The 14,246-nt window shown below is 42.5% G+C and carries 18 protein-coding genes; 11 read left to right on the top strand and 7 right to left on the bottom strand.

What is annotated here, in order from left to right:
* Nucleotides 1-9 precede the first annotated feature (9 nt).
* From NXZ84_RS09460 to NXZ84_RS09445, 4 genes are all read left to right on the top strand, one after another.
* Entirely contained in the window at nucleotides 10-969 is a 960-nt protein-coding gene (locus NXZ84_RS09460; RefSeq protein WP_258840005.1) for an MBL fold metallo-hydrolase, read from the top strand.
* Between the two features lies 1 nt (nucleotide 970).
* Entirely contained in the window at nucleotides 971-1,204 is a 234-nt protein-coding gene (locus NXZ84_RS09455; protein WP_258840004.1) for a glutaredoxin family protein, read from the top strand.
* A 241-nt stretch (nucleotides 1,205-1,445) separates the two neighbouring features.
* The gene (locus tag NXZ84_RS09450) at nucleotides 1,446-2,972 is read left to right on the top strand and encodes a sodium-dependent transporter (protein ID WP_258840003.1); all 1,527 of its coding nucleotides are present in this window, start codon (nucleotides 1,446-1,448) and stop codon (nucleotides 2,970-2,972) included.
* Complete coding sequence (locus tag NXZ84_RS09445) at nucleotides 2,969-3,085, top strand: MetS family NSS transporter small subunit (RefSeq protein WP_258840002.1); 117 nt, start codon at nucleotides 2,969-2,971, stop codon at nucleotides 3,083-3,085. The genes NXZ84_RS09450 and NXZ84_RS09445 overlap by 4 nt, the downstream gene beginning before the upstream one ends.
* Before the next feature lie 86 nt (nucleotides 3,086-3,171).
* Here NXZ84_RS09445 and NXZ84_RS09440 read toward each other — a convergent pair whose 3' ends face one another.
* Nucleotides 3,172-4,173, bottom strand: coding sequence for a M23 family metallopeptidase (locus NXZ84_RS09440; RefSeq protein ID WP_258840001.1), 1,002 nt, complete (start codon nucleotides 4,171-4,173; stop codon nucleotides 3,172-3,174).
* A 173-nt stretch (nucleotides 4,174-4,346) separates the two neighbouring features.
* On the opposite strand from NXZ84_RS09440, the gene lipA reads away from it, so the two are divergent.
* On the top strand, nucleotides 4,347-5,255 hold the full coding sequence (lipA, locus tag NXZ84_RS09435) for a lipoyl synthase (protein WP_258840000.1): 909 nt from the start codon (nucleotides 4,347-4,349) through the stop codon (nucleotides 5,253-5,255).
* Between the two features lie 64 nt (nucleotides 5,256-5,319).
* On the opposite strand, the gene NXZ84_RS09430 is transcribed toward lipA, so the two are convergent.
* Nucleotides 5,320-5,901, bottom strand: coding sequence for a YhcN/YlaJ family sporulation lipoprotein (locus NXZ84_RS09430; RefSeq protein ID WP_258839999.1), 582 nt, complete (start codon nucleotides 5,899-5,901; stop codon nucleotides 5,320-5,322).
* Here NXZ84_RS09430 and NXZ84_RS09425 point away from each other — a divergent pair.
* Nucleotides 5,890-6,327: a YutD family protein gene (locus NXZ84_RS09425; RefSeq protein WP_258839998.1), complete on the top strand. Its 438-nt coding sequence runs from the start codon at nucleotides 5,890-5,892 to the stop codon at nucleotides 6,325-6,327. The two genes, NXZ84_RS09430 and NXZ84_RS09425, sit on opposite strands and share 12 nt — an antisense overlap.
* Before the next feature lie 76 nt (nucleotides 6,328-6,403).
* On the opposite strand, the gene NXZ84_RS09420 is transcribed toward NXZ84_RS09425, so the two are convergent.
* The 4 genes from NXZ84_RS09420 to NXZ84_RS09405 all read right to left on the bottom strand — a co-directional run bounded on the left by NXZ84_RS09420 (nucleotide 6,404) and on the right by NXZ84_RS09405 (nucleotide 8,992).
* On the bottom strand, nucleotides 6,404-6,706 hold the full coding sequence (locus NXZ84_RS09420) for a hypothetical protein (protein WP_258839997.1): 303 nt from the start codon (nucleotides 6,704-6,706) through the stop codon (nucleotides 6,404-6,406).
* 80 nt (nucleotides 6,707-6,786) lie between these two features.
* The gene (locus tag NXZ84_RS09415; protein WP_258840380.1) at nucleotides 6,787-7,056 is read right to left on the bottom strand and encodes a DUF3055 domain-containing protein; all 270 of its coding nucleotides are present in this window, start codon (nucleotides 7,054-7,056) and stop codon (nucleotides 6,787-6,789) included.
* A gap of 61 nt (nucleotides 7,057-7,117) precedes the next feature.
* Complete coding sequence (locus NXZ84_RS09410) at nucleotides 7,118-7,756, bottom strand: helix-turn-helix domain-containing protein (protein ID WP_258839996.1); 639 nt, start codon at nucleotides 7,754-7,756, stop codon at nucleotides 7,118-7,120.
* Nucleotides 7,757-7,942: 186 nt separating this feature from the next.
* Nucleotides 7,943-8,992, bottom strand: coding sequence for an acyltransferase family protein (locus tag NXZ84_RS09405; RefSeq protein WP_258839995.1), 1,050 nt, complete (start codon nucleotides 8,990-8,992; stop codon nucleotides 7,943-7,945).
* Nucleotides 8,993-9,241: 249 nt separating this feature from the next.
* On the opposite strand from NXZ84_RS09405, the gene NXZ84_RS09400 reads away from it, so the two are divergent.
* From NXZ84_RS09400 to NXZ84_RS09380, 5 genes are read left to right on the top strand one after another with little or no spacing between them, the layout of a single operon-like run.
* Nucleotides 9,242-9,694 (top strand): DUF86 domain-containing protein, encoded by a 453-nt coding sequence (locus NXZ84_RS09400; RefSeq protein WP_258839994.1) that lies wholly within the window; start codon nucleotides 9,242-9,244, stop codon nucleotides 9,692-9,694.
* A 47-nt stretch (nucleotides 9,695-9,741) separates the two neighbouring features.
* Nucleotides 9,742-10,470: a class I SAM-dependent methyltransferase gene (locus tag NXZ84_RS09395; protein WP_258839993.1), complete on the top strand. Its 729-nt coding sequence runs from the start codon at nucleotides 9,742-9,744 to the stop codon at nucleotides 10,468-10,470.
* A gap of 33 nt (nucleotides 10,471-10,503) precedes the next feature.
* On the top strand, nucleotides 10,504-11,469 hold the full coding sequence (locus NXZ84_RS09390; protein WP_258839992.1) for an MBL fold metallo-hydrolase: 966 nt from the start codon (nucleotides 10,504-10,506) through the stop codon (nucleotides 11,467-11,469).
* 35 nt (nucleotides 11,470-11,504) lie between these two features.
* Entirely contained in the window at nucleotides 11,505-12,395 is an 891-nt protein-coding gene (locus tag NXZ84_RS09385; protein WP_258839991.1) for an SDR family oxidoreductase, read from the top strand.
* A 25-nt stretch (nucleotides 12,396-12,420) separates the two neighbouring features.
* On the top strand, nucleotides 12,421-13,500 hold the full coding sequence (locus tag NXZ84_RS09380; RefSeq protein WP_258839990.1) for a phosphotransferase: 1,080 nt from the start codon (nucleotides 12,421-12,423) through the stop codon (nucleotides 13,498-13,500).
* Between the two features lie 95 nt (nucleotides 13,501-13,595).
* Here the strand turns inward: NXZ84_RS09380 and NXZ84_RS09375 are convergent, their stop codons facing one another.
* Nucleotides 13,596-13,970: a DUF3899 domain-containing protein gene (locus NXZ84_RS09375; protein ID WP_258839989.1), complete on the bottom strand. Its 375-nt coding sequence runs from the start codon at nucleotides 13,968-13,970 to the stop codon at nucleotides 13,596-13,598.
* Between the last annotated feature and the right edge of the window lie 276 nt (nucleotides 13,971-14,246).

The raw sequence follows: 14,246 nt of genomic DNA, 5'->3' as shown, positions 1-14,246 counted from the left end.
AGAGTGGAGATGAGAGAGCATACCCCTAAGCAGCTGCATGAGCAACTATATATGATTGATGGTTTTGACTTGTATCAACCGGAGCGCACAGGGATATATGTGTTGCGAATAAAAGAAGCGGTTACATTGATTGAGACAGGGCCTAGTATTTCAGTGCCTCATGTGCTAAAGGGTTTGGCCTGTCTCGATATCGATTCGGCTGATGTCCGTTATATCATAGTGACTCACATTCATTTGGATCATGCTGGTGGTGCAGGATTATTGATGAAAAGCTGTCCTCAGGCTGAAATAATTGTGCATGAGCGAGGACAGAAACACTTAATAGATCCCAGTAGATTGATTATGGGGGCACGGCAAGTGTATCAAGATGCTTTTGATGATTTGTTCGATCCTGTCCTTCCCGTGGAGGCAAATCGGGTACTGGTTAAAGGAGAAGGGGATGTATTAAGATTAGGTGCGGAAAGAAAGCTCTACTTTATCGATACTCCAGGGCACGCGAAACATCACTTTTCAATCTATGATAACGTGTCAAAGGGGGTATTTACAGGAGATACAGCGGGAGTACGTTACGTGGATGGATTGGGGGAAGGAAGGGACTTTTTTCTTCCTTCTACATCACCTAACCAATTTGATCCGGAAGCTATGATAGCCTCTATAGAACGTCTTCGCTCATTTTCTCCGCAACGGCTTTTCTTTGGGCACTTTGGAATGAGCGACGAGGTGGATAAAGCTTTAGATGAAGTAACTTACTGGATTCCACGTTTTGTAGAAGCAGGAGTTGAAGCACTTCAGGCAGGAGAAGGAGCAGCTGGAATAGAACGACGACTATTGCAATCGATCGCCTCGTACGTAAGAGAGTTCGGAGTGGAAAAAGAGTCTCCTCTATTCCAAACATTAACTTTAGATCTACCAATCTGCGCATTAGGAATTAAGGATTACATTGATAAAAAAGCCCGCAAGGAGGGGTAGTATGGCAATTACGTTGTATTCACGCTCCCACTGTATCGAATGCAATGTCTTGAAACGATTTTTACATGATCAAGGTTTAAAGTATGAGGAACGGAACTGCTCTCTCTATCCAGAGTATTTAAAAGACGTAGAAGCGATGGGTTACTTAGGGGTTCCTGTCACCGTAATCGACGGGCAATCGGTACAAGGTCTAGATCCAGACGAGATTTTACGCTTATTGGGGAAAGAGAAATAAATATTAATAGATAATTTTACCTTTATATTGGATATATTTCTATGTGAATCTTTCTTCCCCAAGCAGGAAAGATTCACATAGATGACGAATATATTTGCATTAAGAAGCAGACTATAAATCCGATAAGGAGGAGATATAGAGGAGAGTGGAATCAGCTATTTTTAAGTTAATTTTCCGAATCTAAAGAATCAAAAGATGAGACTTATATTTCTGAAGTTAGGGTGAATAAGGAGGGACTTGGATGAAGCAACAATCGGAACAATGGGGCAGTAGAGCGGGGTTTATCCTTGCAGCAGTTGGATCAGCGATTGGTTTGGGCAACATATGGAGATATCCTTATGTAGTGTATGAAAATGGAGGAGGCGCCTTCCTCGTTCCATATTTCATTGCTCTTTTAACAGCGGGTATTCCTATACTATTGCTAGAATATACACTGGGTCATCGTTTTCGTGGTTCAGCTCCCTTATCCTATCGACGGCTATCGAAAAATTGGGAATGGCTTGGATGGTTTCAAGTTCTCTTATCATTCGTTATTGTCTCCTACTACATGGTTATCATTGGATGGGCATTAAGTTATAGTTACTTCTCCTTTGGAACAAAGTGGGGGACGGATACCGAGTCATTCTTCTTTAACGATTTCTTGGCTATGGATACAAAAGGGGAAGCTTTTTGGTCGACAGGCTCGATTTCTTGGCCAGTACTCATATCGGTGGCTATTATCTGGGCAGTTACTTACGCCATTATGCGTCGAGGTGCTCGGAGTGGTATTGAGAAAGCAGCTAAAATTCTAATGCCACTGCTCGTCTTGATGCTCTTAATCGTTACCCTTCGTGGAGTAACATTAGAAGGTGCTTCTGAGGGTCTTAATGTTCTCTTTACCCCAGATTTTAGTATGCTGACCAACTTCGACGTTTGGATTGCAGCCTACGGACAAGTATTTTTCTCACTTAGTATCGGCTTTGCAACAATGATTACGTATGCTAGCTATTTGAAGAAAGATCAAGACCTAACAAACAGCGGCCTGATTGCGGCGTTTGCAAACAGTGGGTTTGAATTTTTAGCAGCTATCGGAATTTTTGGTGCATTAGGATTCTTAGCGGCAACCACTGGAACGGATGTTGAGAATGTAGTGTCGCAGTCGATCGGATTGGCATTTGTGGTATTCCCACAAATTATTAATGCTTTCCCAGGATTTAATTCTTTGTTTGGTGTTCTCTTCTTCGGATCGCTTGTTTTTGCAGGGCTTACATCTGCCATTTCCTTGTTGGAGCCAGGAGTAGCGGCACTACGTGATAAGTTGGGGATTAGCCGTACCAAAGCTGTAAACTGGCTTTGTGGTATTGCTGCCTTAGTTAGTGTGTTGTATTCAACAGGAGGGGGAATTTACTTCCTCGATGTGGTAGACCATTTTACCAATCAGTATGGATTGTTAATCGGTGCTTTGCTAGAAGTAATAGCGATCGCGTGGGTGACAAAGCAACTCGGTTTCATGCACACTCATATCAACTATGTATCTGATATTCGATTAGGTGCGTGGTGGAAATGGATTCTCTTTATCACCCCCCTCATTCTAGGTGGATTGGCAGCCAAAACCTTGTATGGCGAGATTTCTGCTGGAGAACCGTATGGAGGTAGCTTAGGTGGAATGCTTGTGTTTGGTCTGGGTTCACTAGGATTGGCACTCGTACTTGGCTTTGTGCTACAAGGGATGAAATGGAAAACAGATATATCCTTCAAACGTGAGGAAGGGAAGGAGCATGCATCATGAGTGGTGGAGCATGGATTATGTTTTTAATCGGAGCGCTCGTATTGTGGGGAGGGTTTCTATTCTTTCTCACATCGGCATTGCGGACAGATAAGAAAAAGGGAAGAGCGAAATAAGGTGTTACGCTAGAAATGGCATGAACACCCCTCAAGGGATATAGCTCCTTAGGGGGTGTTTTTGTTTTAATGGAGTGGTAGTTTGTTTAAAGGGAACGACGTTTGGAAGCACGTTCCCAATTTCTTAGGTAAGGATAGGGATTAAAAGCGTAGGTGGTCTTGCCATTAAATTTGTATATGCCATAATGCAAATGGGGAGGAAACTTCCCTGAGGTTCCAGGAGGTCCATAACCAGATGAGCCCACATACCCTAAAATTGAACCGGGTTCAACAACTTGCCCTTGAGCAATCTTCTTGTCAAAACTGCTCAAGTGAGCAAAGTAGTGATAGTTATTATTTAAATCCCGTATGCCAACTCGCCATCCCCCGAACCGGTTCCATCCCTTCAGCTCAATGTAACCATAGCAAGGGCTGAGAACTGGGGTACCATAATCGGCAAAAATGTCTGTTCCTTCATGGATACGAAGTCCACCAAAGCCCCGACGATCACCAAATGTACTATGATAAGTATAGTTATAGCGCATAGGCATGACGAATGTGCGTTCATCCAACTCGAGGGAATTAAATTGCTGATATACTTTACTCATATGAGTAATGATGTCTACAGCGAGGGGATGTTGGTAATATTGCCAAAGTCCGATACGTATGTTCTCTGCTGTTACCCCGTAGGAGCTTAGGTAACGAGCAATAGTATAGGTAACATCTACTTCATTTCCTTGATCCGCTTTACCATCTCCATCCCCGTCTTGTCCGATACCAGTGAAAAATTGAATGGATGCTGGCTCGTTATCAGCAGAATCAGGATTTAATTCTCCTGACCAGCGTGAGGGAGGGATAGTGATGGAAATAAGACCCTCTTTTTCACTCAAATCTCGGCGGACACGTTGTAAATTACGTTCATATTGATCTATGGCAGCCAAGACACTCCAAGGCACTCCTGTTACGAGTTCTACACTTTCAAAGAGCGCTTTTCGTGCATCACTTTCGTTTGATGCCTTGTTATCATTTTCTCCTACTGCGAAGACAGAAGATGTCAGAGAGAAAGAGATGATAGTGGACAGAAGAACCATAAAGCCTTGTTTGAACATGCTAATATCACCGCTTTAATATGAGTCAAGTATTGATGAGGATGTAAAAAAATGTAGGTTCACACATAATGTGCCCAACATCGATGGATCTTATCAAGCGTGAAAAAAGCTTTTTTGTGGTAATATAAGACTTGTATCATAAAACTGAAGTCATCCTTCAAGGAGGAATATACTTGAAGAAAGATCGTCGTCACCAACGACCGCAACGAAAACCCGAGTGGTTGAAAGTAAAATTAAATACGGGGGAAAACTTCGGCAAGCTTAAGAAAATGATGCGGAGTAAGACCCTTCATACGGTGTGTGAGGAAGCACGATGCCCCAATTTATATGAGTGCTGGTCTCATGGAACAGCAACTTTTATGATTTTAGGCGATATTTGCACGCGGGCATGTCGCTTTTGTGCAGTAAAGACAGGATTGCCGACTGAATTAGATTGGGCAGAACCTGAGAGAGTGGCAGAAGCGGTAGAGCAGATGGAAGTAAAGCATGCTGTTGTCACATCGGTTGCACGCGATGATTTAGCTGATGGCGGTGCAGCTATCTTTGCTGCTACTATACGCGCGATCCGCAAACGTAACCCAGGAACTTCGGTAGAAGTATTGATTCCTGACTTTCTTGGGAACTGGGATGCATTAAAAGTAGTTATGGATGAGAAACCCGATATCTTAAACCATAATATTGAAACGGTTGGACGTCTTTCCGATCGTGTTCGTTCTAAAGCGAAATATCCTCGTTCCTTGGAATTACTATCGCGGGCAAAGGAGATGCAACCTTCTATTCCGACAAAGTCAAGCTTGATGGTTGGTGTAGGAGAAGAAATTGAGGATATTTTAGAGACTATGGATGATTTGCGAGCACATCATGTCGATATTATGACCATTGGACAGTACTTACAGCCAACATTTAAGCATTTGAAGATTGTACGGTACTATATGCCGGATGAATTTGTGATGTTAAAAGAAGAAGGATTGAAGCGTGGATTTAGCCATGTGGAATCAGGTCCGCTTGTACGGAGTTCCTATCACGCGCATGAACAAGTACAGTCGGCACAGACAAACATCGCTGCTGTAAATGAAGGCTAAGCACGAGAGATGGTATTAAAAACCAACCAATTCCCATTGTGAGGGAGTGGTTGGTTTTTTGAGGTTACTGCTGAATGGGAGGGGTGTGATCTCCCATTTGGCGAAGCAAATCGTTGATGTTGTCACTTTCTTCGCTTGTGGTCTCACCCTTTTTCACTTGTTCACCGATTTGCTCCATTTTAGATCGTAAATGTGGGTCTCCGGTCACATGGATGTCGAAGTAGCGAGGACTGATACTAGCAGTCGTTCGTTCAGCCGCACTTATGCTTTCTGAAGTAGGGTGATCTAGCCCTACAAAGATGTGGTCGTCTGTTACGAGAACCGTACATTCATCTACTTTGGATAGGCGTGTTACTAACTCTCCGATTTGACGGGCAAGGACGTTGCGGTCGATAAACGCATCAGGTTGTTTATCATCCCGATGTTGAGATGCTTTGAAACGAATATAGCCGAGCTTACTTTCTTCTTTGTTCAGATGAGAGGGGTTACTTAGCCCGGTCCCTAGGTATTGAACATGGTTTTTATCCTCACGCCCATCTTTATAGTTAGATTCTTGATCGCTATCATTGGAGCGAGCCTGATTGGAACAGGCAGTTACGAAGAGGGATAGGCATAGAAACAGAAGCAGTGAACGATGTTTCGTCAAGATGAACACCTCCTGTCTCTTAATGTGCCCGCTGATGAGCGTAGCTATGAAGATAATGAAAATAACGGCATGTATCAAAAATGGGTAAAGATGTGGTACTATGGAAGTAAGAACGGAAGAAAGCAGGCATACAAGATGGGTATGGTACACATTCAACAACAAGTATACGAACTGCTGACGGATCATAAAGAAGGATGGAAAAGTGAGATCTTCCATAAACGATATAGTGAGATATTAGGGAAATACGATTATATTGTGGGGGATTGGGGTTACGGTCAACTGCGATTAAAAGGGTTTTATGAAGCAGGGAGTCCGCGCGTGACGAGGGAGACAAATATTCATCACCTCCAAGAATACCTTACAGAGTACTGTAACTTTGGCTGTTCGTATTTTATTCTCCGCAAGATGAAAAAGGAGCGCATATAAAAATAAAATGAAAGGATCTAGCTAGTGTGAGACAACACTGAGCTTAGATCCTTTCATTTTATATAATGAGGTACTTTTACGTATCCTCATCATCGTGAATGTGATGACTACCAGGATCTTGTCTAGGAATACCTTCGTGGAATTGCCGATCTTCATAGGTAAAGCGGGGGGAAGCGTGTTGATTCTTGTACCAAGGGGTTCTCTTTCCCAGATGCTCTTCATTATGAGCGGCTCCATATGGACCATCTGCAAACTCTTCTGGTACAAGCTCACTTCGCTGTGAAATGACAGTATCTAGTTCCTGGAAGTTTTCTTCCTCGTCATCCCTATTCCGTTTTTTGTTACTCTCTTCAGGCGGTGGGGACGGTTTGTTATGCATTTTGATCACCTCATCGCTAGTGTGAGCGAGTAGCATAGAAGATATTCGGTCCATCGATGAGGTGAACAAGAAGCACTTGATTAGAGCAGAGTATTGAGAAATGAACGCAATTCATCTGCTTCTTCGTGATTGATTTGAAACGCATACTCGAGGTTTCCCTCTTCCTCCAAATCGTCAGATCCAATAAGAGCAAAACGATTTGATTGTAAATCGAGCACCATCATTTTCCCATAAAAGCGACTTGTTTGCACAAGAGCTAGATCAAAGCGATTGCTTTTTCCAACAAAGCTTAGAAAGCGAGTTGAAGTATCCTCTTGCTCATCATATAAAAAAAAGAGACCATCATTCATTGTTGTCATACGCGACTCCTTTGCCACCATTATTCGCCATTATTCATTATTTTAGCATATTCTAAAATAGAAGAAAACGGCTTCCCTTTTTCTGCTTCCGTGGTCCTAATTCTGCCGGAGAAACAGCAGCGGCAGCTAAGCGATGAGAGAAGGTGGCTTGACGCAATTCGATTTTTAATTGATCTTGTTTTCTTCTGATCTCCTCAAACATAGCAGAGACCTCTTCGGTTTTCGCGTATTCATGATTAGATTGGTGAATGCGATGCTCTACTTCTTCCAACGCGTCAAACAAATCGAATACATGATCTTCAATGCGCTCCATCCGTTTTGTCAAAGACTCTATCCATTTTTCCATGTTTGTCATGCTTTCCATGATTTGATCCATAGTGGCTTCTACCTTCGGCGGTAGATGAGGAGGAGAAGGAATTGCTAGATTGGAGGGATGCGATAGACCGCGAATTTTCCCTTCTTCCTTTAGGAGTTCCCGAACCTGACGCATAGAACGATTTTTTTCCTGTAGTCGTCGTTGGATTTCTTCTAAGCGTTCAAGGCCGCTTTGTGTGAGTAAATAATGACCGCGCTCGTTTGTTTCTGGTTGAATATATTCAGCGAAAGTATCGATCCATTTACGGATGGTACGAGCATGAACGTGAAGCTGACTTGCAGCCTCAGCAGTAGTAATATAAGTTTCTTTTGACATCATGCATCAACCCCTTGATACAAGAAACTCTCTCCTCCTCATATTCTTAACTTAGAGTGCAATTCCTTCATGCGTGACAAAGGATGTCAGGCTATGACAAACAGAGAAGTGAATTGACAAAATAAGAAACGACAAGAGGAGCAAAGGAATACTTGCGCGCCTCTTGTCGTTTCTTTGTTTCACTGTTTAAGTGGAGGGAATATTGATGGAGCCATGTTTAGGTTTCCCTAGGAGCCAGTGCAACCGAGGTTGTACGAGTGGCTTTGTTAAACGAAGTGTCCATGCGGTCGATAAAATATAGGTGATCAAAATAGAGAGCAGAACCGCATATAAAATGGACCAACTAGAATCTACTTGCTCGTAAATCTCTAAGGTGAAGAGGGTTCTGATCAAGAAACCATGTAACAAGTACACATATAATGTTCTTGTTCCTAGGTGGGTAAAAAATGTTTTCTTTGTAGGTGCAACGGCGAGAAAACTGAGCGACATGACGATACAAATACCATACAAGATAAAACGATACAGCACACCAACACCAACACTTTTCCCAAGTTCCACATATGGAGTGGAAAAGTATAACCATTTACGGATCTCCATATGAAAAGGTAGATAATGAAGTTCCATTAGATAGAGTGTGATAAAACTAAAAATAAGAATAAGTGCAGAGATGGTGCGTACGCTTTTTCTTTGTAGTTTGGTGATTAGTTCTGCGCTGGTGAAATAGCCCAGGATAAAGAATGGGAAGAAGGCAATCGTCTTATGGAAGGACAAAAATTTATCTGCATCTGTAAACCCAATCAGTAACCCAAGTGCAATAGAGATCATGAGAGGATATTTTAAGTTTAGAAAGTATGGGAGCAGTGTCTTCCACAAAAATAAACTAAACATAAACCACATAAGCCAATAGGGTGATAATAAATCAAGTTGATTATTAGAGTCAGGTGCATAGATGAAAGATTGATAAACTTCGTAAAGAAATTCAAATAAGAGGTATGGAACAAGAACGGTTGCAATCAGTTTTTGATATTGCCCCTTCTTGTGAATGTTTTTAGAAAAATAACCCGCAATAAAGATCATCAAAGGCATATGAAAGGAATAAATCCATAAATACAATGCGTTCATGCTATCAAATTGATCTGCCAAAGGTCGGATGGCGTGTCCTAGTACGACCAAAAAGATAAGCAAGAACTTGGCATTATCAAAGAAAGCATTGCGTGACTCGTTTGAGGTGCTCATGATGTTGCCCCTTCCTTGTAAAGAATCTATATATAGTAATGGAAAGTTTAACTCATTTGTTTCAATAAATGAATAAATAATATTTTAAAGAGTGAAGGGATAGAAAACAACCCCCTTCTTTTTGAATAGATCACTTAATATGGAATATAATTGAGCCCTGAAATGGGGGTATAGGGTAGAAGATTCATTGCATCCACTTACAAAAAGAGATAAAGTGATAAGGTCGGTGAAGAGGCAAAGAAGTCCTATTTGAAGGGAGAAGAAGGCATGATGTACGAAGTGGATACGACCCGTATAAACGCTCAGTGTGACATTTTACAAACTGCACTTACTGTGATGGAAGAAGTAAAAGAAAATGGAAATAGAGACTTGATGGAGCAGTTTGCGGTAGCGCGTGCTATTCATCTAGCGGTTGAAAGTGTAATAGATGTAGGGAATTCGTTAATTGATGGTTTTATTATGAGGGATCCAGGAGGATATTTAGATATTATTGATATTTTAGAGGATGAACGCGTCATTCCTGTGGAAAGCGTAGCCGAACTAAAGGCATTGGTTTATTTTCGTGAACGATTGGTTCGTTACTATCATGAAATGAAGGCCGATGAAGTATGGGAGTGGTTGAACCGCACGGATGTACTTTCTTCGTATCGAGGGTGGATACAAAGCTATCTTGCTAAAGAATTGGAGAAAGAGGCGCTTTAAGCGAATAGTATGATAAAATAGGTATTGAAATGGAAGGAGTAAGCTCGATGTCACCATGGTATGAAAAAAGTTTTGGAGAAGATTACTTACTTGTATATCGGCATCGTGATCAGGTTCATGCATCTAAGGAAATTGATGCGATCTGTACATGGATGGAATTAGGTGGAGGGGAGACTGTACTGGATCTCTGCTGTGGAACGGGACGTCATTCAATTGAACTGGCGCATAAAGGTTTACATGTAACGGGGATGGACCTGTCGACTACCCTGTTGCGACATGGGCGCAGGTGTAATCAACATGAAAATGTACATTATGTGCAGGGAGATATGAGGAAAGTTCCATTTGCTGATCACTCTTTTGATGCAGTTATGAACTTATTTACTTCGTTTGGCTACTTTATAGAAGATCATGAAAATAGCAAAGTCTTGACCGAAATTAAGCGGGTATTAAAACCGGGTGGGAAATTTGTGATCGATTTTCTTAATCGCTACTCGGTTGAGAAGCACTTAATTCCGGAGAGCCGTAGGCAGGAAGAGGATACTCTAATTGTAGAGGAACGCAAAATTGAGGGCCCATTTGTACATAAGAAAATAACAGTTACTGATAATGAAGGGACGCGTACCTATCAAGAACGGGTGAAGATGTACACGAGAGATGAGATGGTGCAGATGATGGGACAAGCTGGATTAGCGATTGATGCAGTGTATGGTGATTATGAAGGGAAGATGTATAAAGAAGAGAGTGCACGCATGATTTTTGTGGGTACTGCTCGCTAGTCATAACGCATTTATTTGAAGGAGAGATTCATTATGAATAGTTGGAGTGAAATTACGAAGATTCGATTGCCGTTACCCTTTCCTTTAAAAATAATTAATGCGTATTTGCTTCGTGGCGAATATGGTTATACGGTGCTGGATACGGGTCTTCATACAGCTGATAGTATTCATGTTTGGGAGGAAGCGCAACGGAAAATGGGATGGGGGTGGGATGATGTAGAGAAGATTGTACTTACACACTATCACCCTGATCATTATGGCTTGGCAGGGTGGATGCAGGCTCAATCTGGGGCTCCAGTCTATTTGTCACGCATCGATTATGAACAAGCTCATAATTTTGTCGGCGCAGGCAGCACTTTTGCTCAGGGTTTGGTAAAGTCGTATGGAGAAAATGGCTTGTCGTCACAATGGGTGGAGCAGATTCCAGGGCATATTGAACATTTTCGTCCGTGGGTAGAGCCGCATCCCACACCTAGTTTTATTGCCGCAGGGGAGATGATCCGTTTAGGAGATCGCCAGTATGAGATTATGCATACACCTGGCCATGCGGATGGTCATCTCTGTTTTTATGATCGTGAACGGGAGTGGTTATTGGCGGGGGATTTTTTGTTACCTAAAATTACGCCTAATATTAGTATGTGGCCGGGCGGGCATCCAAACCCACTTCGATTATTTATGGAGTCATTAAATAAGATGAAGGAACTTCCGGTGCAAACGGTTTTTCCTGCTCACGGCACTGTGTTTCATTCTTATCGCGAACGAATAGAGGAGCTAGAACGACATCATCGTGAACGACTTGACCATATGAAGGGGATTTTGTCTCAATCAAAGGGGGGCATGACAGCGGTAGAATGTTGCTTTCAACACTTTGGTGACCGACTCTCCATTCATAACTTGCGCTTTGCCTTATCGGAAACACTAGCTCACTTAGAGTATTTACGATTGGCTGATGAGATAAGTCGTAAGTGGATCGATGATCACTACGTTTATTTGGCATAAAGGCGTGGTCAAGTTAGGGAAGGGGGAGGCGGCGAATGAATAATCAAAAAGGATTAGATGCAGGAATAAGGCTTAAAGACTTACAGGAATCCTACGATGTGAAGCTTCGACGGGTTGTGCTAGTTACAGGGAGTAGCAAAGGGTTAGGAAAAAGTGTGGCGATCTCGCTTGCTCAAGCAGGTTGGAATGTGGCTGTACATTACCACTCATCTAGGTCGGCAGCCGTTCAATTAGTCCATACTTTGCGTGATCAGTTTGGATGTGAGTCGGCTCCTTTTCAAGCCGATTTGAGTAAAGGTGGAGAAAGTAAGCGCCTTGTAGAGCAAGTGAGTACGTATTTTGGTCGTTTAGATGGTTTGGTGCATGCTGTAGGTCCGTTTGAACGTAAACGACGACATTTTGTAGACTACTCACAGGCAGAGATTGAAGAACTTGTTTATAGCAATTTACATAGTGCTATGCTAGCGGCGCATACGGCTCTTCCCTATATGCGTGAGCATCACTTTGGACGTATTGTGTTATTTGGCTTTGCGCGTGTACAGGAAGCTCCAGCATGGCCCGATCGTGCGACTTATGCTGCAGCAAAGGCAGGCCTTGTTTCCTTTGTTAAAAGTGTGGCGGTGGAAGAAGCTCCGTACGGAATAACCGTGAATATGGTTGCCCCGGCAGACATTGTTGGTGAAAACAAGGAGAAGACGATTGAGCAAGTAAAAGACATTTATGACGCGGAAGTACCACGAGGCCGTCCTGGTGCAGGAGAGGATGTGGCACGTGTGGTTCGCTTTTTGTGTGAAGAAAAATCGGATTTTATTACGGGGAATCAAATTACTGTTTCTGGGGGACTAGATATGATCCATCCCACATCTAAAGCGACAGAGACGGTGTCTCCTTCTCGGCATACACCTCCTTCTGATGGCATACATTAGAGTGAAATGAGAGGAGGACTGCGATATGGGATCAACGGCGAGATCGGTCAAGAGAACCGATATAGATGAGCCGCGGTTGGCTGAGTTGATCCAACATCATTATGGACTCACGATTGAGTCATCGGAGACGATCGGTGGGATAATTCGCTTAGAAACCGATCAAGGGCGATATGCCCTGAAGCGAGTGCGCCCGCGTGCGGAAGATCGGTGGCTGTTGATAGAGGAATTGGGTTCTTATACGGATGAAACCGACTTACTTTATATACCAAGACCAGTTAGAACGAAACGCAATTTATTAACAATAAATGGGTTTCACTCACGGTATGTATTACTCGATTGGATTGAAGGAGAGCCATTCCTCATTCGTTCAAAGCGGGATTGGGGATTGGCAGCCCGTTTATTGGCAGAAATTCATCGTGCTTCGCGTTCGATCATGGAAAGCAGCGAACAGGTGAACATCCCAAAGGCGATTGCATGGAGTAAGGATTGGGATAAAATGAAAAAGCAGATGCACCTATATCATACTGCTGCTTCATGGGCAACCAAAACACATGACATGGATCAATTATGGCTCCGCCACTCTCCATATATAGAAGGAATGATTGATGCTGCTCTTTCTTATTTAGAGCGAATCGGTGGGGATGAGGTTTGTCGTGATACGCTTCGCTATAGTCAGCTCTGTCATGGAAGTGTATATGCGCGCAACTTCCTTGTTGATGAACAAGGGTACTTACAGCTAGTAGATTGGGATCGGTTAGAGGTGGATGTAAGAAGTCGTGAATTGGCGTCTTTTTTGCAATATGCTTATGGCAAGACGCGGAATGCGGAAACGATCCCTGTCATTTTAGCGGCATACCAAGATGTATCCTCCTTAACTGAAGCGGAGTATGCACTGATCTATGCCCGGTCCATTCTGCCGGATCGGTCGATTCGAATTCTCAATCAGATTTATGGAGGTCAAACTGTCCCACTGGAGCAGGCAGAGATTCGCTTTCGCAGAGAGTTAAATAAAGAGGAGATCAAGGAGCAGTGGTTGCGTACCTATCCGACTCAGGTGGAAGAGGCTTTTGGTGTGAAGATTCCAAGGCTGGAGTGGCTCTCGTAGAAAGAAAGAGAGGACGAAATCCTAAAGAGGGGATAAGCCTATATTTCTCTTTGTGACACAGGGCACAAAGAGAAATATAGGCTTTATTTTTGTAGTTACTTTATCAGCAAGAAGGAGAGGAGGATATCAATCGTTCCAATGATAGTGATACTAATAATTAACTGTGAAAGGAGTCGGTGTTTATGAGACGAACTTTCATTCTGGAGGTGATCAGGTGCTTCTTGAAAACCTTCTAAGCGACTGCTCTGTCGTGGGAAAAGATCGCGAACGAGTTTAAACCCTTTCCCCATGACACTAAAGAACCCACCAACAATGACATAATAGATCCCAGCAATCATAAGGCAACATAACCCTGTTAGAAAAAGAACATTTAGAAGCTGTGTCATATTATCAGTTATTAGAATGAGTAAAACATATTGGGAAATAAGTAATGTGCATAGTACGAACGGAAATGCTCCCTTTTTTTTCAACTATTCAAGCACTCCTTTCTAATGTAGAATGTAAACAGACTGGTCAGATTACTTACGATTTTTTAATCACTTATAACACTTATTTAATGCTATTATATCAGCTGTGACTAGAAACAACTCAATTTAGAATATACCACATATCACTTTGTGAAAAAGGGTAATTCGCATTGAAGTTGAATATAGGGTATAATACAATTAATATAGTAGTAAGCAAGTGTTGTGGCGGTCTTTTATTTTCTGCTCGTATTCCGATAATTCATGAAGCAGAAGAGACAG

This window comes from Mechercharimyces sp. CAU 1602, from assembly GCF_024753565.1.
In the GTDB taxonomy this organism is placed as follows: Bacteria; Bacillota; Bacilli; order Thermoactinomycetales; family JANTPT01; genus Mechercharimyces.
This window is presented reverse-complemented; position numbering and strand designations above follow the sequence as displayed.